Annotated in this window: 24 protein-coding genes and 2 tRNA genes; 13 read left to right on the plus strand and 13 right to left on the minus strand. The window is 66.1% G+C overall.

Features of this window, described 5'->3' with window-relative positions:
* Positions 1-34 precede the first annotated feature (34 nt).
* Complete coding sequence (locus tag ACW9TV_RS08700; protein ID WP_494303090.1) at positions 35-184, minus strand: DUF1674 domain-containing protein; 150 nt, start codon at positions 182-184, stop codon at positions 35-37.
* 53 nt (positions 185-237) lie between these two features.
* Between ACW9TV_RS08700 and ACW9TV_RS08705 the strand changes: the two genes are divergently transcribed.
* Genes ACW9TV_RS08705 through ACW9TV_RS08715 form a run of 3 tightly spaced genes read left to right on the plus strand, consistent with a single transcriptional unit; the run spans position 238 to position 3341 of the window.
* Entirely contained in the window at positions 238-1074 is an 837-nt protein-coding gene (locus tag ACW9TV_RS08705; RefSeq protein WP_494303091.1) for an SDR family NAD(P)-dependent oxidoreductase, read from the plus strand.
* A gap of 31 nt (positions 1075-1105) precedes the next feature.
* Positions 1106-2074 carry a zinc metalloprotease HtpX gene (htpX, locus tag ACW9TV_RS08710; protein WP_494303092.1) on the plus strand — a complete coding sequence of 323 codons (969 nt, stop codon included), beginning with the start codon at positions 1106-1108 and terminating at the stop codon, positions 2072-2074.
* A gap of 58 nt (positions 2075-2132) precedes the next feature.
* The gene (locus ACW9TV_RS08715) at positions 2133-3341 is read left to right on the plus strand and encodes an RsmB/NOP family class I SAM-dependent RNA methyltransferase (protein ID WP_494303093.1); all 1209 of its coding nucleotides are present in this window, start codon (positions 2133-2135) and stop codon (positions 3339-3341) included.
* Between the two features lie 18 nt (positions 3342-3359).
* Here ACW9TV_RS08715 and ACW9TV_RS08720 read toward each other — a convergent pair whose 3' ends face one another.
* A complete protein-coding gene (locus tag ACW9TV_RS08720) occupies positions 3360-3902 on the minus strand; it encodes a glycine zipper 2TM domain-containing protein (protein WP_494303094.1) in 543 nt (180 codons plus the stop codon).
* A 113-nt stretch (positions 3903-4015) separates the two neighbouring features.
* Between ACW9TV_RS08720 and ACW9TV_RS08725 the strand changes: the two genes are divergently transcribed.
* On the plus strand, positions 4016-5056 hold the full coding sequence (locus tag ACW9TV_RS08725; protein WP_494303095.1) for an esterase-like activity of phytase family protein: 1041 nt from the start codon (positions 4016-4018) through the stop codon (positions 5054-5056).
* A gap of 18 nt (positions 5057-5074) precedes the next feature.
* Here ACW9TV_RS08725 and rpmB read toward each other — a convergent pair whose 3' ends face one another.
* A complete protein-coding gene (gene rpmB, locus ACW9TV_RS08730) occupies positions 5075-5365 on the minus strand; it encodes a 50S ribosomal protein L28 (protein ID WP_494303096.1) in 291 nt (96 codons plus the stop codon).
* 127 nt (positions 5366-5492) lie between these two features.
* Between rpmB and ACW9TV_RS08735 the strand changes: the two genes are divergently transcribed.
* Positions 5493-5831, plus strand: a complete 339-nt coding sequence (locus tag ACW9TV_RS08735) for a YciI family protein (protein ID WP_494303097.1) — start codon at positions 5493-5495, stop codon at positions 5829-5831.
* Between the two features lie 3 nt (positions 5832-5834).
* On the opposite strand, the gene ACW9TV_RS08740 is transcribed toward ACW9TV_RS08735, so the two are convergent.
* Positions 5835-7025 carry a serine hydrolase domain-containing protein gene (locus tag ACW9TV_RS08740; protein ID WP_494303098.1) on the minus strand — a complete coding sequence of 397 codons (1191 nt, stop codon included), beginning with the start codon at positions 7023-7025 and terminating at the stop codon, positions 5835-5837.
* A 61-nt stretch (positions 7026-7086) separates the two neighbouring features.
* On the opposite strand from ACW9TV_RS08740, the gene ACW9TV_RS08745 reads away from it, so the two are divergent.
* From ACW9TV_RS08745 to ACW9TV_RS08755, 3 genes are all read left to right on the plus strand, one after another.
* A tRNA-Val gene (locus ACW9TV_RS08745) sits at positions 7087-7161 on the plus strand.
* Positions 7162-7415: 254 nt separating this feature from the next.
* Positions 7416-10751, plus strand: a complete 3336-nt coding sequence (locus tag ACW9TV_RS08750; protein WP_494303099.1) for a TonB-dependent receptor — start codon at positions 7416-7418, stop codon at positions 10749-10751.
* 82 nt (positions 10752-10833) lie between these two features.
* Positions 10834-10918 (plus strand) — tRNA-Leu (locus tag ACW9TV_RS08755).
* Positions 10919-10922: 4 nt separating this feature from the next.
* Here the strand turns inward: ACW9TV_RS08755 and ACW9TV_RS08760 are convergent.
* Positions 10923-11420, minus strand: coding sequence for a MarR family winged helix-turn-helix transcriptional regulator (locus tag ACW9TV_RS08760; RefSeq protein WP_494303100.1), 498 nt, complete (start codon positions 11418-11420; stop codon positions 10923-10925).
* A 193-nt stretch (positions 11421-11613) separates the two neighbouring features.
* Here ACW9TV_RS08760 and ACW9TV_RS08765 point away from each other — a divergent pair, with 193 nt between their 5' ends.
* The gene (locus ACW9TV_RS08765) at positions 11614-11823 is read left to right on the plus strand and encodes a DUF2061 domain-containing protein (RefSeq protein WP_494303101.1); all 210 of its coding nucleotides are present in this window, start codon (positions 11614-11616) and stop codon (positions 11821-11823) included.
* On the opposite strand, the gene ACW9TV_RS08770 is transcribed toward ACW9TV_RS08765, so the two are convergent.
* From ACW9TV_RS08770 to ACW9TV_RS08785, 4 genes are all read right to left on the minus strand, one after another.
* Positions 11824-12399, minus strand: a complete 576-nt coding sequence (locus ACW9TV_RS08770; protein WP_494303102.1) for a DUF2939 domain-containing protein — start codon at positions 12397-12399, stop codon at positions 11824-11826.
* Between the two features lie 78 nt (positions 12400-12477).
* Complete coding sequence (locus ACW9TV_RS08775; RefSeq protein ID WP_494303103.1) at positions 12478-12897, minus strand: OsmC family protein; 420 nt, start codon at positions 12895-12897, stop codon at positions 12478-12480.
* Positions 12898-12900: 3 nt separating this feature from the next.
* Positions 12901-14295 (minus strand): alanine/glycine:cation symporter family protein, encoded by a 1395-nt coding sequence (locus ACW9TV_RS08780; protein ID WP_494303104.1) that lies wholly within the window; start codon positions 14293-14295, stop codon positions 12901-12903.
* Positions 14292-15743 carry an alpha/beta hydrolase gene (locus ACW9TV_RS08785; RefSeq protein ID WP_494303105.1) on the minus strand — a complete coding sequence of 484 codons (1452 nt, stop codon included), beginning with the start codon at positions 15741-15743 and terminating at the stop codon, positions 14292-14294. Before ACW9TV_RS08785 ends, ACW9TV_RS08780 begins: the two co-directional genes overlap by 4 nt.
* A gap of 89 nt (positions 15744-15832) precedes the next feature.
* Here ACW9TV_RS08785 and ACW9TV_RS08790 point away from each other — a divergent pair, with 89 nt between their 5' ends.
* The 3 genes from ACW9TV_RS08790 to ACW9TV_RS08800 all read left to right on the plus strand — a co-directional run bounded on the left by ACW9TV_RS08790 (position 15833) and on the right by ACW9TV_RS08800 (position 20172).
* Entirely contained in the window at positions 15833-16837 is a 1005-nt protein-coding gene (locus tag ACW9TV_RS08790; protein WP_494303106.1) for a ligase-associated DNA damage response exonuclease, read from the plus strand.
* A 37-nt stretch (positions 16838-16874) separates the two neighbouring features.
* The gene (locus tag ACW9TV_RS08795) at positions 16875-18449 is read left to right on the plus strand and encodes a cisplatin damage response ATP-dependent DNA ligase (protein WP_494305070.1); all 1575 of its coding nucleotides are present in this window, start codon (positions 16875-16877) and stop codon (positions 18447-18449) included.
* Between the two features lie 208 nt (positions 18450-18657).
* Positions 18658-20172, plus strand: coding sequence for a hypothetical protein (locus ACW9TV_RS08800; protein WP_494303107.1), 1515 nt, complete (start codon positions 18658-18660; stop codon positions 20170-20172).
* Here ACW9TV_RS08800 and ACW9TV_RS08805 read toward each other — a convergent pair.
* Positions 20160-21035, minus strand: coding sequence for an acyl-CoA thioesterase (locus tag ACW9TV_RS08805; protein ID WP_494303108.1), 876 nt, complete (start codon positions 21033-21035; stop codon positions 20160-20162). The genes ACW9TV_RS08800 and ACW9TV_RS08805 overlap by 13 nt on opposite strands.
* A 67-nt stretch (positions 21036-21102) precedes the next feature.
* On the opposite strand from ACW9TV_RS08805, the gene ACW9TV_RS08810 reads away from it, so the two are divergent.
* Positions 21103-21996 carry an alpha/beta fold hydrolase gene (locus ACW9TV_RS08810; protein ID WP_494303109.1) on the plus strand — a complete coding sequence of 298 codons (894 nt, stop codon included), beginning with the start codon at positions 21103-21105 and terminating at the stop codon, positions 21994-21996.
* Here the strand turns inward: ACW9TV_RS08810 and ACW9TV_RS08815 are convergent.
* The 3 genes from ACW9TV_RS08815 to serA are packed head-to-tail and all read right to left on the minus strand — an operon-like array spanning position 21974 to position 26000.
* Positions 21974-23263 carry an adenylosuccinate synthase gene (locus ACW9TV_RS08815; RefSeq protein WP_494303110.1) on the minus strand — a complete coding sequence of 430 codons (1290 nt, stop codon included), beginning with the start codon at positions 23261-23263 and terminating at the stop codon, positions 21974-21976. The genes ACW9TV_RS08810 and ACW9TV_RS08815 overlap by 23 nt on opposite strands.
* Positions 23264-23280: 17 nt before the next feature.
* A complete protein-coding gene (locus ACW9TV_RS08820) occupies positions 23281-24408 on the minus strand; it encodes an ATP phosphoribosyltransferase regulatory subunit (RefSeq protein ID WP_494303111.1) in 1128 nt (375 codons plus the stop codon).
* Positions 24405-26000 carry a phosphoglycerate dehydrogenase gene (gene serA, locus ACW9TV_RS08825; protein WP_494303112.1) on the minus strand — a complete coding sequence of 532 codons (1596 nt, stop codon included), beginning with the start codon at positions 25998-26000 and terminating at the stop codon, positions 24405-24407. Before serA ends, ACW9TV_RS08820 begins: the two co-directional genes overlap by 4 nt.
* Positions 26001-26002 lie beyond the last annotated feature (2 nt).

The raw sequence follows: 26002 nt of genomic DNA on the forward strand, positions 1-26002 counted from the left end.
GCGAAAAGCTGAACGAAAAGGGCAGGCGCGCCGCTCAGAAGTCCGAACAGATGCCGTTCTTTTCCCAGTCTCCATAGCGGGTAGGTTCCGGTCCCTTGCGTCCACCCACTTCGGTCGGCTTCGGATTGGCGGGTTGCGGCACCTTTGGTGCCTCTTTCTTTTCGGGGGTCTCTTTATCGCGCATGCCGGTCCTCCTAGCATGGGAGCAAGGCAAACGAAAAACCGTGGGGAGGATGGATGCCCGAACTGAAGGGGAAGGTGATCGCCGTGACCGGCGCGGGCAGCGGTATCGGTCGTGCGCTGGCACTGGGGCTGGCGCGCCGGGGGGCGACCGTGGTGCTGGCCGACAAGGATGCGGCCGGCCTTGCCGAAACCGCGCGCCTGTTGGGCAATTATCCGCACAGCAGCAAGGCATTCGACGTGACGGACCATGCCGCGCTGCAAGGCTGGATCGATGGCGCGGTGGCCGAGTTCGGCGGTCTGGACGGCATCATCAACAACGCGGGCCTGTCCGTCGTCGCCCCCTTCGCGGATTGTCCGAAGGACGATTTCGACCGGGTGATGGCCGTGAACTTCGATGCGGTGGTGGAAGGCTGCCGGCAGGCGCTGCCCCATGTGAAGGCGCGCGCGGCAGCGAAGGGCAGCGGCTGGATCGTGAACATTTCCAGCGTGTTCGGGATGATGGGCTACCCCACGCAGAGTGCCTACAATGCCTCCAAATACGCCGTCCGCGGCCTGACGGAGGCGTTGCACCTGGAATTGCAGGTGACGGATCCGAACATCACGGTCATCCGCGTGCATCCGGGGGGCGTCGGCACCAATGTGGCGCGCAATTCCAAGGTGATCGCCCACATGCCCGGCACGCCCGAAGGCATCGACAGCGCAGCCGAATTCGAAAAGGCGGTGCGCACCACGCCCGACGAGGCCGCCGAAACCATCATACGGGGCATGGAAAAGGGCCAGCATCGGGTTCTGATCGGACCGGACGCCCGCTTCATCGACTGGATGGTGCGGATCTTCCCCGTGAGCTACTGGAAGCGGATCGGCAGCTTTCTTGGGGGTTCGGACCGTTGATTTTTCCTGCATGCGGGCCATGTTGCAGGGCATGAACCGGACAAAGACCTTCATGCTGATGGCCGCCATGGCGGCGCTGTTCATGGGTGTCGGCTTCCTCATCGGCGGCCGGTCGGGCATGATCGTTGCCCTGCTGTTCGCGGCGGGCATGAACGTCTTCGCCTGGTGGAACAGCGACAAGATGGTGCTGAAGATGCACCGCGCGCAGGAAGTCGGCCCGGATCATCCCCTCCACCAGATCGTCGCTCCGCTGGCGCAGCGGGCGGGGCTTCCGATGCCCCGGGTCTATATCGTCGAACAGCCGCAGCCCAATGCGTTCGCCACGGGCCGGAACCCGGAAAACGCCGCCGTCGCCGCCACCACCGGCCTGATGCAGATTCTGGACCGCGATGAAATCGCCGCCGTGATGGCGCACGAACTGGCGCATGTGAAGAACCGCGACACGCTCGTGATGACGGTGACCGCAACGCTTGCGGGCGCCATCTCCATGCTGGGCAATTTCGCCTTCTTCTTCGGCGGGAACCGGGAAAACGGCCAGTCCAACGCCCTGGCCGCGATTGTCGCCATGATCGTCGCCCCGCTGGCGGCGGCGCTGGTGCAGATGGCGATCAGCCGCACCCGCGAATATGGGGCGGATGCGATGGGCGCTGAAATTTCCGGTCAGCCGATCAAGCTGGCCTCCGCACTGGCCAAGCTTCAGGGCGCCGCGCAGCGCATCCACAATCCCGTTGCCGAAGCCAATCCGGCGGCGGCCTCGCTCTATATCGTCGCCCCCGGCCTGGGCGGTGTCCGCGACAATCTGTTCAGCACCCATCCGGCGGCCGAAAACCGGATCGCCGCGCTGGAGGCGATGGCGGGATCGTCGATTCCCGAGCTCGATGCCGCTGCCGCAAGCCCATGGCCGGTTCGCGACCAGACCGCCGCGCGAAAGCCCAGTGCGCTGGGTCTGAACGGCAACCGGGGAACCGGCAAGCGGGACACGCGCAATCCCTGGAGCTGAACGGGTTCGCGCATCAGGCGCTCAGGATGTGCCGGGGCTTGCCGCCCGGGCTGCTGCCGTGCGCCTGGTGCATGCGGTTGTCGTACTGGGCCGTCCCCTGGACGGACAGCTGGAATCCGCTCTCAAGGGGCTTGCCCCCAGCGACAGGGGGCTTGCACGGGCGCTGACAGGCGGTGTCCTGCGGAATCTTCCGGGGCTGGACAGCCTGATCGACAGCACGACCCGACAGCCACTACCGCCGGACGCACGAGCACGGCAGGTGCTGCGCGTGGCGCTGGCCGGTCTGCTGCTGCTGGAAACGCCCGCGCACGCCAGCATCGCGACGGCACTTCCCCTGCTGGAAGGCGGTCCGCGCCGGCTGGCGCACGGGATCCTTTCCACGCTGATCCGCACCCGCGCGAAACTGCCGGAACCGACGCTGCCGGGCCGCTGGGCCACCCGCTGGACGCAAAGCTGGGGCGCAGCGGAGGCACAGGCCGCCGCGCGGCGACTGGCGGAAATTCCGCCCACGGATCTTTGTCTGCGCGATCCCGCCGTCACGGCGGACTGGTGTGAACGGCTGGGGGGAACCTCATTGATGCCAGGTCATCTGCGGCTGGAAGGATCACAGCAGGTGGAACAGCTGGCCGGCTTCGCAGAAGGCCATTGGTGGGTCCAGGACATCGCCGCCAGCCTGCCCGCGCGGCTGCTCGGGGATGTAGCGGGGCGGCGGGTGCTCGATCTGTGCGCGGCGCCGGGCGGCAAGACGATGCAGCTCGCCAGCGCGGGCGCCAGCGTTACGGCGCTCGACATCAGCGCATCCCGTCTGAAGCGCCTGGCGGCCAATCTGGAACGCACCGGCCTTGCGGCGACAGTGGTGGAAGCCGACGCCCGCACCTGGCAGCCCGAAGCGCTGTTCGACGCGATTCTGCTGGATGCCCCCTGTTCGGCGACGGGTACGTTCCGGCGCCATCCCGACCTTCTGTATCTGAAGGACGATCTCGACCTGTCCGCGCTCATCGCGCTTCAGGCAGACCTTCGGGACAGGGCGGCGACCTGGCTGAAGCCGGGCGGGCGGCTTGTCTATGCCGTCTGCTCGCTGGAACCCGCGGAAGGGGAGGGGGCGTCCCCTCCCGCGGGCCTGGTACCCGACCCTGTCGAGCCCAGCGAACTCCCGGCCGGGGTGACACCGACGACCGGGGGTTTTGTGCGCACGCTGCCCAGCCATTGGGAAGAAGCAGGCGGGGCGGATGGCTTCTTCATCGCCCGCTGGCGCAAGCCAGCCTAGCGTTCGTTGCCCTCAGGCCTAGCGGCAGCGGGCATTTCCCTTGGCGATCTCGTTGCCAAGCACCGCGCCCAGCGTTCCGCCGATCACGCTGCCCAGAGTCTTGTCGCCCTGCTTTGCGATCATGTTACCCAGGGTGCCGCCAGCCAGCGCTCCCACGACAAGGCCGGCCGTGCCGTCCTGCCTGCGGCAATAGACCTGCCCGTTCGAACCCCACCAATAGGGTTGGGAGCCGCGAACGGCCGCGCCGCGATAGGTGGGATAATTATCCTGACGATAGCCCTGATCCCAGCGGCTGCCGTTGGAATAGGGCTGCCAGCTGTTGGGACCGCGATGCTGGCCATATTGCTTGTATTGGTACTGGCGGTCGCGCCGGTTTTCCGCCCGGATCCCGTCCCGATAGCCCTGAGAATAGGCATTGGCGCGCTCGCGGCGGTCATTCCGGTTTTCCCGCCATTCGCGGCGATCGCCATCGCGATCCCAGCGCCCGTCACCGGCCAGCGCAGGCGTGCCAAGGGTGAGGGCGATCATCACTGCGGCAGTCGTTGCGAGTCCGGTCTTCATGGTGGCATCCCTTTCGCATCTGATGGCTGACAGTCGCCGATTCGCGATTGCACGAAGCTGAAGTGCCCATTCATGTCACAGACAGGCCCGAACCAACTTGCTAGTCGGGATCGATGAACCCGATTCTCCGCTTCCTCTCCTCGGCCGGAGCTCTCGCCTTTGGCGGTATCCTCGGCCTGTATGTCGCCGGCCCCGCTCTCGGGGCGGGCATCGTCAGCCCCGTGGACGTGTCCGCAAGCGCCATTCCGCTGAACAACACCGATCCCGTCCAGGATAGGATCGGTCGGCTGCGCTACATGGGCGGGCTTGTTCTGAACGCAAGGAACATGCGCTTCGGCGGCATTTCGGACATGCTGTGGGAACCTGGCTGCAACCGCATTCTTGCGATCACCGACGCCGGAAGCTGGATCGTGCTGGAACCGCAGGAACAGGATGGCCGGCTGACAGGGGTTTCCGCCGCGTGGATCGCGCCGCTGAAAGGGCCCGACGGCTCTGTGCCGGCCAGCAAGCGGGCCGCCGATGCCGAAGGGATGGCCCGGCTTGCGGACGGCAGCACCTGGGTTTCCTTCGAGCAGGACCATCGGCTGGAACGGTTTGCCGATGTTTCGGCCTGCAGGCCCGAATCGCTTGCCTCGGCGCCGGACAGGGCCGTGGCGCCGCCTGAAATGGCCGGCTGGCCGGAAAATGGCGGGGCGGAAGCCATTGGCCCACAGGGGCATCGGCTGCTGGTGATTGCCGAAGGCGCCAAGGGGCCGGACGGATCGCGCGTCGGGCTTTCTGGCGTGCCTGCGCAGCTTGTTCCGGGTTTCAACTGGGCGCCCCCTGCCGGCTACGAGCCGACCGCGATGGCCAGCCTGGGTGCGGATGGCCGCGATTCCTATCTTGTGCTGCATCGCCGCTTCACGCCGCTGGAAGGCGTGTCGGCAATTCTGTCCGAGGCGGAGATCCCCTCAGACCCGCAAGGCCGGATCGAAGGGCAGGAGATTGCCCGGCTGCGGCCGCCACTGAATGTGGACAATATGGAAGCGCTCGCCATCCGGGTGGAGGGCGAGCGCAAATTTGTCTATCTGATGTCAGACAACAATTTCAACGCGTTGCAGCGCACACTTCTGCTGAAGTTTGAACTGCTGCCCGCGCCGCAGAGTCAGCCCTGACGGCGCGAGGCGGCCGGGTCAGGCGGCTTGCGCCACCTTCTTCGCCACATCGCGCTTCAGGCGACGGGCCTTCAGGCTCAGATCGTCGTCGCTGGTCTTCAGCAGCCAGTTGTCCAGACCGCCGACATGTTCCACCGAGCGGAGGCCGTGGGTGGACACGCGCAGGCGAACCGAGCGACCAAGCGCTTCGGACATCAGCGTCACATTCTGCAGGTTCGGCAGATAGGTGCGCTTCGTCTTGTTGTTGGCGTGGCTGACATTGTGGCCGATCTGGCGGCCCTTGCCCGTAAGCTCGCAAACGCGCGACATAGTGAACGTCCCTTGATAGATTCGGATGCCGGAGAATCCGGTGGCAGCCAGGTTGGCCCGCCGAAAAACGAGCGCGCGCCATAACTGCGGGGCGTCTGACAGTCAAGCTTTGCGGGTGCTCCGAAGGATGAACGATGATGGCTGGACCCATGCCTTCGGCCATGCCATGAACAATGGCGTGCCTGTTTACGCCATCCATTGTATCGACAAGCCCATGCAGCGCGAGCTGCGGGCCGCGACGCGCGCAGAGCATCTGGCCTATCTGGAGTCCGCCATTTCCCAGGTTGTCCTCGCCGGCCCCCTGCTGGACGACGAGGGCTTGCCGATCGGCTCCATGCTGCTGATGGAATTTCCCGACCGGAAGGCCGCCGTAAGTTTTGCGGCGGATGATCCCTATGCCCGGGCAGGGCTGTTTTCCAGCGTGGCCGTGACGGCCTGGCGTCAGGTTCTGCCAAAGCCGGCCTGACGGTCAGACCACTGCCGAATAGACCATCGTCCGCAGCTGCCGCCTGACCGGCCAGGTCGAAGACGGAATCAGCTGGGTCAGGAACAGGACCGACAGTTCCTCTGCCGGATCCACCCAGAAGAAGGTGGAGGCTGCGCCCCCCCAGAAATAGTCGCCGTTGTTGCCGGCGATCATCGTCTTGTGGACGGCGGTGGTGGTGGCGAAGCCAAGCCCGAAACCCACGCCTTCATAGGCGGCCTCCGAAAAGGCCGAGCGGGACAACTGCGGCAGATCCTTGCCGCCGGGCAGGTGGTTCGCCGTCATCAGTTCCAGCGTCTTGCGGCCCACGAGGCGGGGCGTGCCTGTGCGCAGCGCCTCGGCGAAGCGCATGTAGTCGTCCGCTGTCGAGACAAGGCCGCCGCCGCCGGAAACGAAGCTGGGCGGTTTCAGGAACGAGGAGGTTTCCGCCTGATCCTGCACGCTGAGCCCACCCTTGGGGTTGGGCTGATAACAGGTGGCGAACCGGTGGGCCTGGCCATCGCGCACAAGGAAGCCCGTATCCACCATGCCCAGCGGGCGGAAGATGCGCCGCTCCAGATAGTCCTCAAGCGGCATGCCGGAAATCACTTGGACCAGCCAGCCGACGACATCGGTGGCGACTGAATAATTCCACCAGTCCCCCGGGGAGAACTCCAGCGGCAGCTCGGCGAGAAGTTCGATCATGCGCGCCAGCGTCATGTCGCCTTTCTCGATCTCCCCGATGCCCAGCCGGCGATAGGCGGCATCCACATTGGTGTTCAGCTGGAAGCCGTAGGTCAGGCCGGCGGTGTGGCGCAGCAGATCGATCACCTGCATCGGCCGCCTGGGCGCGCCCGTCTTCCAGCCGGTCTTGAGGGTGCCACCTTCGTAGACCCGCAGATTCTTCCACGACGGGATGTAACGGTGGACGGGATCGTCGATCTGCAGGCGGCCTTCCTCCACCAGCATCATCAGCGCGACAGAGACGATCGGCTTCGTCATGGAATAGATGCGGAAGATGGTGTCGCGGTCGATCGGGCGGCGTGACGCCACGTCGGCGAAGCCCTGCACACTTTCGTGCACAAGCTCGCCCTTGTGCATCACGCGCACCAGGGCACAGGGCAGGCGGCTGGAATCCAGATAGGCGTTCTTCAGGAATCCGTCGATCTGTTGCAGGCGGTCACGGTCCAGCGGCATCATTTCCCCTTTGCATCGCTCGGCCAGACTGGCGTAGCAGGGCGGTGACGGCGCGCAAGGGGGGTGGTTAGCTCAGCGGTAGAGCATCTCGTTTACACCGAGAGGGCCGGGGGTTCGAAACCCTCACCACCCACCATCATGCCGACACCAAGAAGAATTGGCCCAAACCTGTTGCTGCACTGCAACAGCCCCGCAAATCCGCATGGGAACCAGCAGGCTTCATGCCGCAGCCCTTCAACTGCAACAAAACTGTCATATAAGACCGCCAATGCGTCGGCATCAGGGGTCGCATCCGACTCCAATGGTCATCGAGCGCGCGTGAATCATCACTGAACACCGTCCAGATGTTCGCAAGCCACTGGTTTAACTGCCAAAAGGGATAGTCTTCACATGGCATTTCGGCTTTCCACTCTCGTCTGGGCGGGTCTTCGCCTCGGCGCCTCCGCCTCCATCATCGCCCTCGCCGCTACCTCTGCCTATGCGCAGGAAGTCTCCGGCACGATTCGGGGCGAAGTCCAGGATGAGAATGGCGCGCCGCTCGCCGGTGCAACCGTCACCATCGTCCATGTCCCTTCGGGCACGCAGAGCGTCGTGACATCCGGTGCCGGCGGCAGCTTCAACGCCGCCAACCTGCGGATCGGCGGCCCCTATGACATCAGCGTCACCGCGAGCGGTTTCGAAGGTGCGAAGGCGACGATCTCCACGGTCTCCGCTGGCCAGCCGCAGCGGATCTCCGTCGTTCTCGTGTCGGAAGGCGCCACGATCGAGGTGACCGCCGCCCGCTCGACTTCCAGCATCGCGCTGGGCACCGGCCCGGCGACCGTTATGTCGTCCACGGAGATTGCCGGCGTCGCCAGCATCAACCGCGACATCCGCAGCCTCGCCAACCGCAGCCCCTTCGTTCAGTTGGATCCGACGAACGGCACCGGCGCCATTTCCATCGCGGGTCAGAACAACCGCTTCAACCGCATCACGGTCGACGGCATCGGCTTCGGGGATCCGTTCGGCCTGGAGGCCGGGGGCCTTGCTTCCGCCCGCGGCCCGGTGCCGCTGGATGCGATCGGCCAGTTTTCCGTTGAAGTTGCCCCTGCGGACATCCAGCAAGGCAATTTCCAGGGCGGCGCCGTCAACACCGTTCTGAAATCCGGTGGCAATGACTACAACTTCACCGGATTCTACAGCTTCACCAACGACGGCATGGCTGGGAAGAGGTCCCGGAATACGCGCGTCGTCCGTGATTTCGACTCCAAGATCTGGGGCGTTCAGGCGACAGGTCCGATCATCAAGGACAAGCTGTTCTTCGCCGTCACCTACGAGCAAACGAAGAACACGACGCCGACTGATGTCGGGCCGGCCGGTGAAAACTTCAGCTCCACGCTGAATGCCGTGACGCGCGCAAGCGTCGATCAGATCCAGGGCATCGCGCAGAGCGTCTATGGCTATGACGCGCTGGATGTCGCGACATCCGTGGCCGAAAACGACAAGAAGCTCGCCGCCAAGGTCGACTGGAACATCAGCGACAAGCACCGGCTGGCGCTGACCTACATCTATTCGAACGGCGACCTGCTGGCAGGGCAGACAAGCACGAACGAAGTGTCCGCCACCAACCCCACGCTGTCGCTTCAGTCCAACAACTATTCGCAGGGTGCGATCAACCATTATGGTGTCGGCCAGCTGAACTCCGACTGGACCGAGACCTTCTCGACCCAGGTGCGTGTCAGCTACAACGACTACAAGCGCCTGCAGGTGCCATATAATGGCCGTGACTTCGGCCAGTTCCAGGTCTGCCTTGCGCCGAATGCGACGACTGGCGCACCGACCCCGAACTGCCCTGCCAACATCGGCCGTATCCAGTTCGGACCGGACGTGTCGCGGCAGGCAAACGAACTGTTCGTTCAGACGCTCGGCGTGGAGTTCCAGGCCCGTCTTCGCCAGAACGACCATGATGTGAAGCTGATCGTCGAGCGGCGCCAGCAGGACTTCAACAACCTGTTTGCTCAGAATGTCGCGGGCAACTGGCGGTTCGACTCGATTGCCGACCTTCAGAACCGCCGCGCCAACAACCTGGTGATCTCCACGCCGACCAGCGGTGACATCACAGACGTTCGCGCCCTGTTCGGCAGCACGACCTGGACGTTTGGCGTGCAGGATGTGTGGGACGTGAACAGCGACCTGACGATCCTCTATGGCGCGCGCTACGACCTTTATGAATCGAGCGATCGTCCTGTGTTCAACCAGGCTTTCTTCAACCGCTATGGCTTTGCCAACAACGGTACGCTGAACGGTCGGGGCATCCTGCAGCCGCGCTTCAACGCCGACTGGCGCGCGACAGACAGGCTCAGCACCAAGCTTTCGGCTGGCCTTTATGCCGGTGGCAGCCCGAATGTGTGGATTTCCAACAGCTTCTCCAACCCGGGGCCGCTGCTGGCGACTGCCACCGTCACCCGTGGCGCCGGCGATGTGTTCAGCATCAGCGGCATCACCGGCCTGACGCCCGCCGAGGTGCAGGCTCTCGGCGCGGCGACGTTGAACAATGTTTCCGGCGGGACCGGCGTTCCGCAGTCGCTTCTGGATCGGCTGCAAAGCAACGGGCCGGCTCTTGCGTCCACAAACGCCATCGATCCGAACCTGGAACTGCCCTCGCAATGGCGGATCGCCGCCACCTTCGACTATGATGCGAACTTCGGTCCGCTGGGCGATGACTGGCAGCTGGGCGCAGACGTGATCTGGTCGCGCGTGAAGTCCGCACTGACCTGGACCGACCTGCGTTCGGTGCGCAACACCGTGCAAGGGACCCTGCCGGATGGTCGTCCGCGCTACATGGCTTACCCGGGCGGCGGCAATAACCAGGATCTTCTGCTGACCAACACGGATCGTGGCTACAGCTGGAACATCATCGGTCGCCTCGACAAAAATTGGGACAACGGGCTTTCGCTGGGTGCCGCCTACACCTGGCAGCGCGTGCGCGATGTGAGCCCGGCCACGTCGTCGACCGCCGGTTCCAGCTTCGGCCAGGCCGCCGCGGCGGATCCGAACAACAGCGCCTACGGCATCTCCAACTATCAGCGGGACAGCGCGTTCCGCCTGAGCGTTGGGTATCAGAAGGAACTGTTCGGCGACAATCTGAGCCGCGTTGACCTGTTCTTCAATTCGGTGTCCGGCCAGCGCTACAGCTATGTGTTCCAGGATTCGACGCCGAACCGGTCGGCCGTGTTCGGAACCACGGGTCAGAACAACCGCTATCTCCTGTATGTGCCGAACGTGGCGTCGATCGATGCCGACCCGATCGTCAGCTATGCCGGAACCTCCACGCAGACGGCGGCGCAGGCGTTCGAAGCGATGCGCAACTTGGTGGAGAACAGCGTTCTTGATGGGTATCAGGGCAAGATTGCGCCCAAGAACATCGGCAAGTCGCCGCGGTTCAACAAGATGGATATCCGCATCAGCCAGGAACTGCCGTTCGTGCTTGGCGGCAAGGTGCAGGTGTTCGCCGATGTCGAGAATTTCCTGAACCTGATCAACAAGGACTGGAACGCACTTCGTCAGGTGGCGTTCCCCTATCTGGCGACCGTGGCCAACGTCAGCTGTGTTGGTGGCGCCAATGTGGGCACCCCCTGCACCAAATATGTCTACTCCAACGTCCGCAATCCTTCACTGACGCAGTACAACAACTACTCGCTGTGGCAGGTCCGGCTGGGCGTCCGCCTGAGCTTCAACGGCCTCTGAGGCGAATGACAGGATTTGGGCGGCGCCTTCGGGTGCCGCCCTTTTCTTTTGCCCCAAGTGCCGCTAGCAGGCGGCACCCGCTGCCCCCGTGGCGGAATTGGTAGACGCGTGCGACTCAAAATCGCGTGCCGCAAGGCTTGCCGGTTCGAGTCCGGCCGGGGGTACCATGGGTCAGCGGCGCCAGTTTGGCCCCTGTGACCGTGCCGGGTGTCCAGCGCTGCTGCGCGCCACCGCTTCGGCCAGGCCCTCTGCCAGGGCAGAAAGAGGGCCAGCCAGCGACCGCACCGTTTCTGTCGGGACTGCGTCGACAGCCAGCGCAATCTGTGGCCCGATCCGCCCCAGGCATCCATTGAGGGTCAGCTGTCCCGCGTCCGTAAGGGCGATGCGGCGCAGCCGTCTGTCGGCCGGATCGGCCGACACGCACACCAGCCCCTGGCGTTCCAGACGCCGGATCGTCGTCGTCATCGTCTGCCGGGTGACGCCCAGCCGAGCTGCAAGACGCATCGGGGTAAAGACTGCCCTGTCACAGCCAAGTTCCGTCATCACGGCGAGTTGCGCCAGCGTCAGGCCGGCGGGCAGGGCGCGTTCCACCAGTGATCGGGCAAGCTGATCCACGGCGGCGATGCGCTGGAACAAGGTGTAGAGTGACGCTTCTGGACCGGACAGCAAGGGCAACCTCCGGCTGCAATCCTGCCGCGCATTTCACAGGCGGGGGAAGCCGGACAGCATTGGGAATGATCCGAAACCGATTAGTCTGCCTTCGTCGATCGGCAGCTTGAATGAGAGTCATTCGCAAATAAGGTTGGCGCCCAGGCCGGGGGCAACGGTAGATGGCCGGGACTGCCGCTTTCCGGGGACGCTCATGCGCCGACTTGCCAAGACTGCCAGCTACTGGCTGGTGCACATCAGCGTCGCATTCACGCTGGCCTATGTGCTGACGGGCAAATTGGCTGCGGCGATGGCGATGGGCCTTCTGGAGCCGACGGTACAGGCGCTCGTCTTCTTCCTGCACGACTGGCTGTGGGACCGGGCTTCCGCGGGCGGTGGTGAAATGACGGACGGAGTCGCCTGATCAGGCCGATGGGGCCGGGGCCGCCGTTGGCGGATCCAGATCGACGGCCGCCAGCCGCCAGGAAAAGCCGTCCCGGCGGAACGTCAGTTCCGGCGAACGCGGATTGCCTGCTGCCGAGACATGAAAGGCTTCAAGCCCCTCCCGTCGGACAGAAAGATCAGGGCCAGCCAGTACTGAAAGGCTTTCCAGAGCCGGTTGCCCGAACAGGGCGCCGCCATTGCCGGCCGCCGCGACCACCAGCCCGACCGTGTCGGGCGAGACGGCGGAATCGACCAGCGGATCGATGAAGGCCCGGGCCATCGCGACCCCCACGGCCTTCAGCGAACCGGGCTGGCTGACGCGCGATTCCGCATCCAGTTGCGCCTGCAACTCGCTCTTCAGCGATTGGCGAAGCGCGGGATAGTCCACATGGCGGGAAAAGCCCTCTGCGTCTCCGCCAAGGGCCGCGCGCTGCATCGCGCCAAGCGTGAGGCGCGGCGACGCGGCATACCAGCCACCGAAGGTTGCGAGGCCAAGCGCCAGCGCAGAGCCGGCGGCGATCGAGGCGCGCCGGAAGGCGCGGGCGGGAATGATCATCGAAATGGAGGATCCTGCGAAAGTGTCGCGATTGGCGGACGCCTTTGGACGCTGCTGCCGGAACCCCCGATGAATGGGCTATTCAGCGTCCGTCAGGATTTGGGGGGTGCCTTCCAGTGAGCGCTGCACCGGGCATTTGGCGGCGACCTCTATCAGCTTGGCCTTCTGCTCCGCAGACAGGCCCGGGCCGCGCAGGCGGATCTGCTTGGCGAACATGTCCTGCCGGGGGCTGATGGCGCCTGGCCCGCCCTTCCGGTGGGTCACCGTCACCTCCACATGCTCCAGCGGCCATTTCTGCTGCAAGGCATACCAGCGCACCGTCATCGCGGTGCATTCCGCCAGCGCTGCGGTCAGCAGGTCGTAGGGGGCCGGGCCCAGATTTCCGCCGCCCTGATCCACCGGTTCGTCCCCGGTGAGCCGGTGGCCCGAAACCTCGATTGCAACGGCAAAGTCGCTTTCGCCCGATTCCGTGACATGGGCTGTCGTCGTGTCTGCCATCTCTTAAAGTCCCTTGCGCCAGGCCAGGTAGGATTGCATTTCCGCCCGCAATGGCTTCGCCAGCAGATAGACGCCGATGATGTTCGGGATGGCCATCAGGAAATAGACGGAATCGACGAAGTCGACGATCTTGCCCAGTTCCAGGATCACGCCCAGCGGAAGGATGCAGCAGAAGGCGGTCTTCACCAGCAGTTCGCGCCGCCGGCCGTGCCCGGCCAGATACTGGAAGGCTTCAGCGGCATAGAAACCGTTGGCGATCACGGTCGCATAGGCGAACAGGAAAACGGCGACGGCCAGCAGCATCGGAAACCAGGGCGCGATGGTGGCGAACGCGGCGGTGGCGATCTCCACGCCTTCCAGCCCGCCGTTGGTCGCTGGATTCCAGGTGTCGGCCACGACGAAGGCGATGCCGGTGATGGTGCACATCACCACCGTGTCCATGAACGGCTCGATCAGCGCCACCAGCCCTTCGGAAGCCGGATGCCGTGTCTTGGCCTGTGCGTGGGCGGCGACCGCCGTGCCCAGTCCGGCCTCGCAGCTGTAGATCGCCCGGCGCATGCCCGTCACGAAGGCGCCCAAGATGCCGCCGAACAGGCTCTGCGTGTTGAAGGCTTCCGAAACGATAAGGCCGACTGCGCCCGGTATCCGGTCGTATCCGGCGATCAGGATTGCAAGGCAGCCGCCCATGAAGATCAGGCTCATCGCGGGCACCAGGATCGAGGTGGCGGATGCGATCCAGCGGATCGACCCCAGCAGCACCAGCGCCACCATCAGCGCGAAGAAGATGCCGAACAGCAGGCGGTCATCGAAGCCGAACTGTTGCGCCATCGGCGGATAGGCCTGATTCACCTGGAACAGCGACAAGGAGCCGCCGATCATCAGGAAGGCATGGAACAGCCCCAGCCCGCGGCCGAGCTTCGGCCTCCCGATGGAGGCAAGGCCGCGCTCCAGCGTGATCCAGGCGCCACCCCGGATGCGGCCGCCCGCCATCTCCTCGCGGAACATCAGCCCCAGCGTCACTTCCGCGCACTTCAGGCCCATGGCGAACAGGCCGATCACGAACATCCAGAAGATGGCGCCCGGTCCGCCCACCGTCAGCGCGACGCCGATGCCGGCGATATTGCCAAGACCGATGGTCCCCGACAGCGCGGTTGCTAGGGCCGCGAACTGGCTGACCTCGCCCGGCGCCGTCGGATCCCAGTATTTGCCGCGCAGGATGCGCCAGCTTTCCGAGAATCCCCGGATCTGCGGGACTCCCAGCCAGAAGGTGATGAAGATCATGGCGAAGGCCAGCCACAGCACGATCAGTTGAACATCCACCCCGCCGATCGGCACGGTATAGAAGACAAAGGCGGAAAGCCGCTCGATGCCGCCGTTGATCAAATCGATGAAGCTCATTGTTCGCGGCCCAGTGTCTGGTCGATCCGCCCCAGAACCCAGGGCATGAACGGATTGGAACTCACCCGCGCCAGCGCGGCGGGGGAAATGCCCAGCACGCCATTTTCCCCGCGGGTCGCCAGCGCTCCAAGCGCGACGCCTTGCGGATCATCCGGGGAGGGTTCAGCGCCATAGAGCCCGTCCGACAGAGGGAAGGGCAGGGCGACATGACCCAGAGAGAAGAAATCCCGTCGATAGGGAATGCCAAGCGGTTCTTCGACGGGAACGGTGGAATCCGGCGCATAGCTTCGCACCACGGTTTCCGGATCGCCCGTCGTCACATTCCCCACGATGCTCAGCCGGTAGTTGTGCCGGCCGGTCGGGCGCAGCCTGTCCAGCGCGGTCTGCGCCGAGGGGCGGATGAGCGGGCCGACATAGGCGGCGCGATTGATGTCGAACAGGATCAGTTCCGATCCGTTTGCCGGCAGATGGGCATACAGGGCCTCCACCACGGCGGGCGCACTGACGGTTGAATCGACGACCGACTGGAAGGTCAGGACCGGCGGCAGTGTGTTGATGCGGCCGCTGGCGCGCGCAGCCTCGATCCTGTCGTTCAGGATGCGGGTGACGCGGTGGGATTCCGCACCTGCCTTTACAGGGAAGCTATTGTATTTGAAGGGATTGTATTCAGGCATGACATCAAGCCAGGCGGCCTTGACGAAGGCCGGAAAGACCGCCGGTATCGCCGCCAGCCCGGCGAAACGGGCAAAGCGCGTCAGCCCGATCATCGGGGACAGCAGCACCACCTGACGAGGCGCGCCCAGAGACGGGTTTTCGGTTGCGTCCAGCGCATGGATCATGGCGAGCGCGGCGCCATTGGAATAGCCGGCGATGTGCAGCGGCTTGCCGGGCGCCCGGCGCATGGCCTCACGCATGGCGAGCCGTGTCGCGGCCTGCCACTGTTCCGCCCGGGCGTTCGCCAGGCCGGCGGGCACGGTTCCATGGCCCGGCATGCGGATGGCCACCACCGCCCAGCCGCGCTTCTGGTACAGATCCCCCACATGGCGCAGGCTGTAGGGGGCGTCGGTAAGCCCGTGCAGCAGCACCACCGCGCCCACCGGTTCGCCGGCGGGATCCAGTGTGAAGCTGCGGTTCCAGTTACGGCGCAGGTTGGCCGGATTCAGCGGCGCATCGGCCCAGTAGCGGTTCTGCGGTATCCGCTGATCCGGCGGAAGCTTCGCCGACACCTCGGTAGCCACAAAGCGGAATGCCGCGTCCTCGGCCTTCAGCCAATGTGCCCAGTCCATTGAGTCAAGCTCGCTGGCGGATGGCTCGGGCGGCACCAGACGGTGCCATGGCTGAAGTTCGGGTCCGCGCATCGACTGCACCGCGCGAACCAGGAACACGGCACCCAGCAGCAGCAGCGCGCCGATCAGCAGATACTTGATCGTGGACATGACGATGGACATGCGCTTGCGTAGCCGACAAGTCGCGGCGCGCGAAAGCGTTTTCATGCGCGAGGCTGGAGCTTTGGCCGCAGCCGTCCTATCTGGGGCGGATGGCACCGGATGTGCTGACCTGGATCCAGCCCCGCCCCGAAGGGCTGTACCTGCCCACGGCCGATGCCTGGATCGATCCGGCGGGTCCGGTTCAGCGGGCCATCATCACTCACGGACATTCCGATCATGCGCGTGCCGGCCATGGCGAAATCCGGGCGACGGCGCCCACCCTTGCCATCATGGCGGAGCGTTACGGTCCTCAGCCGGGCGGCTGCCCGCTGCCCTATGGCGAGACGTTCGAGATGGGCGGCGTTCGCATCAGCCTGCATCCGGCCGGCCATGTGCTCGGGTCGGCCCAGGTCCGGCTGGAACGGGACGGCGTGGTTGTGGTGGTGTCGGGAGATTACAAGCGTCGGCCCGACCCGACCTGTGCGCCGTTCGAGCCTGTCCCGTGCGACATCTTCGTGACCGAGGCGACCTTCGCGTTGCCCGTCTTCCGCCATCCGCCTGCCGAAGCCGAGGTGGCGCGGGCGCTGGCAATGCTGGCGGCCAACGGGGATCGCTGCCTGCTGATCGGCGCCTATGCCCTGGGAAAGGCGCAGCGGCTTGTGGCGCTGCTTCGGGCGGCCGGATACCTGGCTCCTGTGTATCTGCATGGCGCGATGCTGCGGCTGATGGCGCTTTATCAGGCGCATGGAATCGAACTGGGCGAACTGCGCCCCGCAGCCGATGTTCCGCCGGCAGAACTGCGCGGGCAGATCGTGATCGCGCCGCCATCCGCCCTGCAGGATCGCTGGAGCCGGCGGTTGCCCGATCCGATCACGGCGATGGCGTCGGGCTGGATGCGGGTGCGGGCCCGCGCGCGCCAGCGCGATGTGGAACTGCCGCTGGTGATTTCCGACCATGCCGATTGGGACGAACTGACCGCGACCATCGCAGAGCTTCGCCCGAAGGCCCTGTGGGTGACCCACGGACGCGACGATGCGCTGGTGCGCTGGTGCAGCCTGCGCCAGATCGATGCCCGGGCACTGCATCTCGTGGGCCGCGAGGATGAGGATGACTGACGCCGCGCCAGCCGCGCCCGCTGGATCCATGCGGGGGCTGTCCGGTTTCGCGGACCTGATCGACGGTCTGTCCTGGACCAGTGGCCGGAACGCCAGGCTGAAGCTGATCGCCGACTGGCTGACGCATACGCCCGACCCGGACAGGGGCTGGGGCCTCGCAGCGCTGACGGGCGCGCTTGATCTGCCGTCGGTGAAGCCAGCCCTTGTCCGCGCCCTGATCGAGACACGGGTCGATCCGGAGCTGTTCCGGCTGTCTTACGATTATGTGGGCGACCTGGCGGAAACCGTGTCGCTGCTGTGGGAGGGGGCTGGCGGGGATCCGCACGGCCTTGCCGACGTGGTGGATCGGCTGCGGTCCGTGGGCCGCGCCGAAGCGCCGGTTGCCCTGGCCGACCTGCTGGACAGGCTGGATGCGCCGGCGCGCTACGCGCTTCTGAAGCTGGCGACCGGCAATCTTCGCGTGGGTGCAGGGGCCCGGCTGTCGCGTCTTGCGTTCGCGCAGGCCTTCGGTGTTTCCGTGGAGGATGTGGAAGAGCTGTGGCACGGGATCCGGCCGCCCTTTGCCGAGCTGTTCGCCTGGGCCGAGGGGCGTGGCGAACGGCCTGATCCCGCCGCCCGGCCGCTATTCCGTCCCTTCATGTTGGCCCACCCGCTGGAGGCGCCGGAGTCGCTCGACGTGAATGCCTTTGCGGCTGAGTGGAAGTGGGATGGAATTCGCGCGATGGCCGTGCGTGTGGCGGGGGCCGCCAGGCTTTATTCGCGCGACGGCAACGACATTTCGGCGACTTTCCCGGAAATCGCTTCCGCTCTGTCGGCTGACGCTGTTCTGGATGGCGAACTGCTGGTGCGGGCGCCGGATGGCGGCGTGGGCAGTTTCAACGCGCTTAAGCAGCGCCTCGGGCGAAAGACGGTCAGCCCGCGGATGCTGGCCGAATATCCCGTATTCCTTCGCTGCTATGATCTTCTGTTCGAGGGGAGCGAGGATCTGCGCGGCCAGCCGCTTGCCTTGCGCCGGGCCCGCATGGCGGCGGTGGTGGCGGATCTCGATCCCCTGCGCTTCGATCTTTCGCCCGATGTGCCGGCGGCCAGTCTCTCCGAACTCGCGGCGCTGCGGGCGGATCCGCCCCATCCGGCGATCGAGGGCCTGATGTTGAAACGTCGTGACAGCCCCTATGTGGCGGGCCGCCGGGCGGGCCTATGGTACAAGTGGAAGCGCGAGGCGCTGAGGGCCGATTGCGTGCTGATGTACGCGCAGCGTGGCCACGGAAAGCGATCCAGTTTCTATTCGGACTTCACCTTCGGAGCCTGGAGCGATGAGGGCGTTCTCCTCCCCGTTGGCAAGGCCTATTTCGGCTTCACCGATGCAGAGCTGAAATGGCTGGATCAGTGGGTTCGCGGCCACAGCATCAACCGCTTCGGCCCCGTGCGCGAGGTGGCGAAGTCGCTGGTGCTGGAAGTCGCCTTCGACGCCATCGGGCCGTCCAGCCGCCACAAGTCCGGCTTGGCCATGCGCTTTCCCCGCATCGCCCACATCCGCACAGATAAGCCGGCGGCCGAGGCGGACACGATCCGGACATTGCGGGCACTGGCGATGGAAAAGCCCCCGAAATAGCCCAAAAGCTCAGCCAATCCGTTCCTGTCGGCAGATGGCGTGTGTTGCGTTTGCTGCCTTGCGCATGGCCCTGTCGATCGCCAGCGCCATCTCGGCCGGCTGTCTGGCAGCCGTCACACTGCTTCACACTTCACAGGGAATGGGCGGCTTTCGCCGATGCGGCGTCAGGGTTACCCTTGGTTCACCATGGTCAGGCGGTAGGTTTCGCGTGCGCTTTCTGATTGCCATTCTCTGCCTGCTGCTGCCTGCACCGCTCTTCGCCGGCTGGAAGGTCGCGGAAACCGGGCGGTTCCGGGTTCATGCCGACATGCCGGCGCGCGCGCTTGAATCCCGCGCCCTTCTGCTGGAGGATTTCCACCAGCTGCTTGTCCGCGCCACGGGGCGGGATCTTCCACGCGATGCGCCCCGGCTGGATGTGTTCCTTGTGCCGGACATCCAGTCCGCCAGTCCGTGGCAGCCGGTGGGGGCCAATGTGTCCGGCTTCTACCGGGCCAGCCCGGGCCGCATTTCGGCTATCGCCCTCGAAGAGGTGCGAGGCAGCCAGTCCTCGGGCCTGGCGCAGGCGCTGCTGCTGCACGAATATGCGCACCACTTCCTGCTGGGCGCGAGCCGCACCGCCTATCCCGCCTGGTATGTCGAAGGGTTCGCGGAATATTTCTCCACCGCGCGTTTCCGCGACGACCGCATCGAATATGGGGAGGCAAGTCCGATCCGCGCGGCTGCCCTTTCACAGGCCCGGTGGATCCCGCTGGAATCGCTGCTGGCCCGCGATCCGGCCCTGCTGCGGGGTAGCCAGTCCGCGATCTTCTATGCGCAGAGCTGGTTGCTGACCCATTACCTGTTCCGGGCGCCGGGCATGCGGGAGAAGCTTGCTGCCTATCTGAAGGCCTATGCGGCGGGCGCGGACCCGGTCGCGGCCTTCCGCACCCATGTCGATCCGGATTTTCGCGCGTTCCAGGAACGGCTCAGGACCTATGTGCTTCGGGAAGCGACCTTTTCCCGCTTCGATCGGGCCGGTGGGCAGGCCGTGAAGGTGACCGTTTCGGAACTGCCGCCCTCCGCTTCGGATCTGCTGTTGCCGATGGTCGCGGTGGAACATGGCGTGCCGCCCGCCCGCCGTGCGGAGGCGCTGGCTGACCTGCGCGCCCGCGCCGGGCGGTATCCCGGTGATGCCCTGTCTGCACGGGCGCTCGCGCTTGGGGAACTGATGCTGGGTTCGCCGTCTGTGGCGGCTGAGCTGCTGGATGCCCAGATCGATCAGTTCCCGCGCGACGCGGATCTGCTGCGCTGGCGGGCCCAGGCGGCGCGGATGGTGGATCCGAAGGGAGACAGAGAAGTAGCGCGCCGCTATCTGCTGCGCGCCTGGAATGCCGACCCGCAGGATTGGCGCACGCTCCATTCCTATGCCCGCCTGTATCGCAGCCAGACAAGGCCGATGCCCGACGATGCAATGGCCGCGCTGCTGAAGGCCTATGGCCTTGCGCCGCAGGTGACGGATGTGGTGCTGGATACCGCGCTCGCCCTTTCCAACGCAGGCAGGCTGGCAGAGGCCGCGCAGGTGCTGCAGCCGCTGGCCTGGTCGCCCCACGGGGGGCCGGCCGCGGAGCTTGCCCAGCGCATGCTGCTGAAGGCACGGGCAGGCGACAAGGCCGGCGTTCAGGCCGAAATCGGGGAACTGCGCCGAATCCGGCTTGCGCTGGTCGCCACGGCTCAGCGCCTGTAGCGGATCAGTCCTTCCTGGACGACGGTGGCCACCAGCAGTCCATCCTGCCGATAGATTTTCCCGATGTTCAGCCCGCGCCCGCCTGAAGCGGCCGGGCTGGCCTGATCGAAGAGGTGCCAGGCCGAAGGATCGGGCTGGTGATGGAACCAGATGGCGTGATCAAGGCTCGCGGCCTGAAGCTTCGGATCGGTCCAGGCCACACCATGGGGCAGGGTGCAGGTGTCCAGCAGGGTCATGTCTGTCGCATAGGCGAAGATGGCCGCCCGCAGCGCCTGGCCTTCCGGCACGTCCCCGTCTGCCCGGAACCAGTTGTGGGCGACGGGTTCGGTCGGCTTCGGCTTGAACGGATTGTGCCGCTGAACAGCCCGGAACTCGAACGGGCGATCCCGTTCCGCCCAGATGGTGCGGAAGGGTTCGGGGATGCGGTCGCCGGCAAGGGCGTGCAGTTCGGCGTCGTTCAGCAGGCCTTCCGGGCCCTTCACTGCGGGCATGCTGTCCTGGTGGGTCAGCCCCGGCTCGACCAGCTGGAAGCTGGCCGCCAGCGAGAAGATGGCCCGGCCGTGCTGGATGGCGGTGACGCGCCTTGTGGTGAAGCTCGCCCCGTCGCGCTCGCGGTCCACCTTGTAGAGGATGGGAATTCGCGGTTCCCCGGGGCGGATGAAATAGCTGTGCAGCGAATGCACCGGCCTGTCTTCGGCCACGGTGCGCTGGGCGGCGGCAAGCGCCTGCGCCACCACCTGACCGCCATAAACCCGCACCCAGCCGGCGTCGGTGTTGGCGCCGCGATAGAGGTCGACTTCGATCTCCTCCACATCGAGGAGGTGGATCAGGCGGGACAGCGGGGTGGAGCCGGGTGTTGACATGCGCTGGCGGTTAGGCCCCGCGCGCGCCGCTTGCAACCTGCCGCAAGGATTGGCACCCCCATTGGCCATGCGACGCGCCCCCAACCTGTTCGCGGCCCTTTGTCTTGCGCTCGGCACGGCGGCCTGCGCCGCGCCGGAGGATCGGGCCGTCACCCTGCCGGACGGCCGAATCCTGAACCTCTACTGCCAGGGGGGGCAAGGCCCGGTGGTTGTGTTCGACAGCGGCTGGGCGGCGGACAGCCGGGTCTGGCGACGGGTGATGTCTCAGCTGCCGCCGGAGGTGAGGGCCTGCGCGTCCGACAGGGCGGGGCAGGGATCAAGCAGCCCGGGCCCGCTGCCTCGGGACGGCGCGGCCGTTGCGGCGGATCTGCACGCCGCGCTGAAGGCGGCCGCCCTGCCGGGCCCCTGGGTGCTCGTCGGCCATTCGCTGGGCGGGCTCAACATGCGCCATTTCGCGCGCGCATTTCCGCCGGATGTCGCCGCGCTCGTGCTTGTCGACCCGACGGGTCTTTCCGCGCCCGGCAGCTTCGCGGCGCTGGCTACCCGGTCGCGCAACTGCGTGGAGGCGCTGAAGGCAGATACGTTTCCGCCCGACAGGCCCGATCTCGGCCGCTGCAAGGGGGCGGATCGGGCCGTCGCGCTCGCCCGTTGGGAAGCCCGGCTGTCCGAGATCGAATCCGTCGGCGGCACGACCTCCTCGGGCCTTGCCGATCAGGGGCCGGGCAGTCTGTCTGTGCCGCTGATCGTTCTGCGCCCCGCCCCGTCGCCACAGCCCGGTCAGGAGCAGCCGGCCGGGCCCTTCGCGGACCCACTCACCACCCTGTCCACGAAGGGCGAGGCGCGGCTGGTTCCCGGTTCCGGCCACATGATCATGATCGACCAGCCGCAGGCGGTCGTTCAGGCGATCCTGGATGCGCTGAAGGCGGCGAAGCCGCCCGTCAGTCCCGGAACGGATCCCTGACGAGGATCGTATCGTCCCGCTCGGGGCTGGTGCTGACGAGAGCGACTGGGCAGTCGATCAGTTCCTCGATGCGGCGGATATATTTGATCGCCGCCGCCGGCAGGTCCGCCCAGCTGCGCGCGCCCTGCGTGCTTTCCTGCCAGCCTTCGAAACGTTCATAGACGGGCTTCGCGGCTGCCTGTTCCGCCGCGCTGGAGGGCAGATAGTCCAGCGTGCGGCCGTTCACCTCATAGCCGGTGCAGACCAGCAGTTCCTCGAACCCGTCCAGCACGTCCAGCTTGGTCAGCGCGATGCCGTCCACGCCCGACAGCGCGATGGACTGCTTCACCAGCGCTGCATCGAACCAGCCGCAGCGGCGCTTGCGCCCGGTTACGGTGCCGAATTCCCGGCCCCGCTCGCCCAGCCGTTCGCCGGTCGCGTCCGACAGTTCGGTGGGGAAGGGGCCCGATCCCACGCGGGTGGTGTAGGCCTTCACGATCCCCAACACATAGTTGATGGCGCCGGGGCCCATGCCCGAGCCGGCCGCGGCCTGCCCCGCCACGACGTTGGAGGAGGTGACGAAGGGATAGGTGCCATGATCGACATCCAGCAGCACGCCCTGCGCGCCTTCGAACAGGATGCGCGCGCGCTGCCGCCGCTTGGCCGCCAGCGTGAGCCACACGGGCGCGGCAAAGGGCAGGATGTCGGGTGCGATGGCGCGAAGCTCCGTAAGCAGCGCCTCACGGTCGATCGGTTCCACACCGAAGCCGGCGCGCAGCGCATTGTGGTGCGCCAGCAGCCTGTCGATCTGCGGCGCGGCATTGTCCAGATCGGCAAGGTCGCAAACGCGCAGCGCCCGGCGGCCGACCTTGTCCTCATAGGCGGGGCCGATGCCGCGCCGGGTTGTGCCGATCTTGCCCGCGCCGCTGGCGTCCTCACGCAGGGCGTCGAGATCGCGGTGGAAAGGAAGGATCAACGGGCAGTTGTCCGCCACCATCAGCTTTTCCGGCGTGATCTGCACGCCCTGCGTGCGCAGACGCGCCATTTCATCTTTCAGCGCCCATGGGTCCAGAACCACGCCGTTGCCGATAAGGGAAAGCGTGCCGCGGACGATTCCGGACGGCAGGAGGGAAAGCTTGTAGACCTGTTCGCCGACGACGAGCGTATGCCCGGCATTGTGGCCGCCCTGGAATCGCACCACCACATCGGCCCGCGCCGACAGCCAGTCGACGATCTTGCCTTTCCCCTCGTCACCCCATTGGGCGCCGATCACGACCACGTTCGCCAAGACGAATTCCTTTCGGGTCAGCCCTTAGCGACTGCTTCGCGCCCGTTCCAGACATGCGTGCAGCCTTCGGACGAATCCATCTCGCACAGGCCCTGCACCGTCGCCCAGCCTTCGGCCCGCAGCCGCGCCGCCACCTGCGGATCGGTGCCCAGCGGCAGGAACAGCCGCCGGCCTGGCAGGATGCCCAGCCCCGCATCGACGAGGGTGTCCACATAGAGCGAAACGCCCGCGGCCCGTTCCTCGCTGCCATCGGGGTGGCGCACGCGATAGGCGCCGCCGCGCCCGATCTCGGTGGCAAAGGGGCGGCCGCCGGCGCTGCCGAACAAGGAAAAGCCCACCCAGCTATGATATTCGAATCCATGCCGTTCCGTTGGATCCAGCGTGACCCTGACGTTCGGCAGTGCGCGCACCAGGGCAGTCAGCTCAATGGCAAGGGCGGGGGCGATCCCCGCAAGACGGGGCAGGGCGGTTTCCACCCCGCCGGCCAGATCCAGCAACTGGCGGTATTGCTCCGCCTCCGGGGTGCCCAGCGCGCCCCAGTCCTTGCCGTCCAGCGCAGCCAGCAGCGAATCGATGTCGGCTACGGGCCATTGCCCGGCGGCCAGTTCGGGCACCAGATCAGGGGTGGTCAGATCCACGGACAAGTCGCTGACGCCGGCAGCCGCCAGCGCTTCCAGCGCCGTCGTCACCAGTTCGGCGAGTGCCGCCACGCTGTCGCTGCCGATCAGCTCGGCGCCCGCCTGCGTCAGTTCCCGCGCGGGATCCAGCTGCCCGGCGCGTGCGCGCAACACGGGCCCCGCATAGGCGAGGCGCAAGGGGCGTGGCGCATCCGCCAGCCGGGTCGCGGCGATCCGCGCGATCTGGCCGGTGATGTCCGGGCGAAGGGCGAGCCCTTCGCCGGTGGCAGGGTCTGAGGTGCGGAACAAGGCGCCGCCCAGCGGCTTGCCCAGCCAGCAGGCCAGCGAGGCTTCATGTTCGACTAGCGGGGGCGAAACGCGAGCGTAACCGCGCGCCGCGAAGCTGTCGACGACGATGCGCGTGAGGGCTGACGCGGCTTCCGCCGCCGGCGGAAGCCGGTCGCGGAAGCCGGATGGCAGAAGAGCAGCCGTCGGGCCCGAGGCCGGATATGCAGGGCAGTCCGTCACCCGAACTTCAGCGCCTTCACGGTCTTCACGCCCGGCAGGCGGCAGATGTCCTGCAGGGTGGCCTCGTCGACGGCCGAATCGAGCGACAGCAGCAGGATCGCCTCAGCGCCCGCGTCGCGGCGGCCCAGGTGGAAGGTGCCGATGTTCACGCCGGCCTCGCCCAGTCGCGTGCCCAGCCGGCCGATGAAGCCCGGCTTGTCCTCGTTGATGATGAACAACATCCGGGGCGCGAAATCCGCCTCCACCTTGATGCCGAAGATCTCGATGAGGCGCGGCTGCGCCGCCCCGAACAGGGTGCCCGCGACAGAGCGCTCGCCGGCCGGCGACTTCACCTTCACCCGAACCAGCGTCTGATAGTCGGTGTCGCGCTCGTGCCGGACTTCGGCGACCTCGATGTTGCGATCCCGCGCCATGGTGGGGGCGTTCACCATGTTCACCGTGTCGCTGAAGGTGCGCATCAGGCCTGCCAGCACCGCGCCGGTGATCGGCTTGATGTTGAGCTGGGCGGCCGCGCCCTCGACCTCCACCGTGACGGCGCGGATTTCATCGCCCGTCAGCTGGCCGATCAGATGGCCCAGATGCTCCGCCAGAGCCATATAGGGTTTCAGCTTCGGCGCATCTTCCGCCGAAAGGCTGGGCATGTTCAGCGCGTTGGTGACGCCGCCTGTCAGCAGGAAGTCTGACATCTGCTCGGCCACCTGGATCGCCACATTCACCTGCGCTTCGTCGGTGGAGGCGCCGAGGTGCGGGGTTGAGATGAAATTGGGGGTGCCGAACAGCGGGCTCGTCGTCGCGGGCTCTTCCACGAAAACGTCCAGCGCAGCGCCTGCGATATGGCCGGAATCGAGCCCCGCCTTCAGCGCGGCCTCGTCGATCAGGCCGCCCCGCGCACAGTTGATGATGCGCACGCCCTTCTTCGTCTTCGCCAGATTTTCGGCAGAGAGGATGTTGCGCGTGCTGTCCGTCAGCGGGGTGTGCAGCGTGATGAAGTCCGCCTTGGCCAGCAATTCGTCCAGCGTCACCTTCTCAACGCCGATGTCCTGCGCGCGCTCGGGCGTGAGGAAGGGATCGAAGGCGATCACCTTCATCTTCAGCCCAAGCCCGCGTTCCGCCACGATGGAGCCGATGTTGCCGCAGCCGATGAGGCCCAGCACCTTGGAGGTGACTTCCACCCCCATGAAGCGGTTCTTTTCCCACTTGCCGGCCTGGGTGGAGGCGTCTGCCTCTGGCAACTGGCGGGCGAGGGCGAACATGAGCGCGATGGCATGTTCGGCCGTGGTGATGCTGTTGCCGAACGGTGTGTTCATCACCACGATGCCGCGCGCGGTGGCGGCGGGCACGTCCACATTGTCCACGCCGATGCCGGCGCGGCCGATCACCTTCAGTCGCTTCGCCGCATCCAGCAGCGGGGCCGTTGCCTTGGTGGAGGAACGGATGGCGAGCCCGTCATAGTCGCCGATGATGGCGATCAGCTCGTCCTTCGTCAGGCCCGGCTTCTCGTCCACCTCGATCCCGCGGGCGCGGAAGATCTCGGCGGCTTTGGGGGACATCTTGTCGGAAATCAGCACCCGCGGGGGTTTTGTGTCGGGCATGT

The organism is Sandaracinobacter sp. T42, from assembly GCF_059115405.1.

Coding starts and splice junctions, on each gene's coding strand:
- ACW9TV_RS08700 (WP_494303090.1), bottom strand. CDS start 184: ATGCGCGATAAAGAGACCCCCGAAAAGAAAGAGGCACCAAAGGTGCCG.
- ACW9TV_RS08705 (WP_494303091.1), top strand. CDS start 238: ATGCCCGAACTGAAGGGGAAGGTGATCGCCGTGACCGGCGCGGGCAGC.
- htpX (WP_494303092.1), top strand. CDS start 1,106: ATGAACCGGACAAAGACCTTCATGCTGATGGCCGCCATGGCGGCGCTG.
- ACW9TV_RS08720 (WP_494303094.1), bottom strand. CDS start 3,902: ATGAAGACCGGACTCGCAACGACTGCCGCAGTGATGATCGCCCTCACC.
- ACW9TV_RS08725 (WP_494303095.1), top strand. CDS start 4,016: ATGAACCCGATTCTCCGCTTCCTCTCCTCGGCCGGAGCTCTCGCCTTT.
- rpmB (WP_494303096.1), bottom strand. CDS start 5,365: ATGTCGCGCGTTTGCGAGCTTACGGGCAAGGGCCGCCAGATCGGCCAC.
- ACW9TV_RS08735 (WP_494303097.1), top strand. CDS start 5,493: ATGAACGATGATGGCTGGACCCATGCCTTCGGCCATGCCATGAACAAT.
- ACW9TV_RS08740 (WP_494303098.1), bottom strand. CDS start 7,025: ATGCCGCTGGACCGTGACCGCCTGCAACAGATCGACGGATTCCTGAAG.
- ACW9TV_RS08750 (WP_494303099.1), top strand. CDS start 7,416: ATGGCATTTCGGCTTTCCACTCTCGTCTGGGCGGGTCTTCGCCTCGGC.
- ACW9TV_RS08765 (WP_494303101.1), top strand. CDS start 11,614: ATGCGCCGACTTGCCAAGACTGCCAGCTACTGGCTGGTGCACATCAGC.
- ACW9TV_RS08770 (WP_494303102.1), bottom strand. CDS start 12,399: ATGATCATTCCCGCCCGCGCCTTCCGGCGCGCCTCGATCGCCGCCGGC.
- ACW9TV_RS08775 (WP_494303103.1), bottom strand. CDS start 12,897: ATGGCAGACACGACGACAGCCCATGTCACGGAATCGGGCGAAAGCGAC.
- ACW9TV_RS08780 (WP_494303104.1), bottom strand. CDS start 14,295: ATGAGCTTCATCGATTTGATCAACGGCGGCATCGAGCGGCTTTCCGCC.
- ACW9TV_RS08785 (WP_494303105.1), bottom strand. CDS start 15,743: ATGTCCATCGTCATGTCCACGATCAAGTATCTGCTGATCGGCGCGCTG.
- ACW9TV_RS08790 (WP_494303106.1), top strand. CDS start 15,833: ATGGCACCGGATGTGCTGACCTGGATCCAGCCCCGCCCCGAAGGGCTG.
- ACW9TV_RS08805 (WP_494303108.1), bottom strand. CDS start 21,035: ATGTCAACACCCGGCTCCACCCCGCTGTCCCGCCTGATCCACCTCCTC.
- ACW9TV_RS08810 (WP_494303109.1), top strand. CDS start 21,103: ATGCGACGCGCCCCCAACCTGTTCGCGGCCCTTTGTCTTGCGCTCGGC.
- serA (WP_494303112.1), bottom strand. CDS start 26,000: ATGCCCGACACAAAACCCCCGCGGGTGCTGATTTCCGACAAGATGTCC.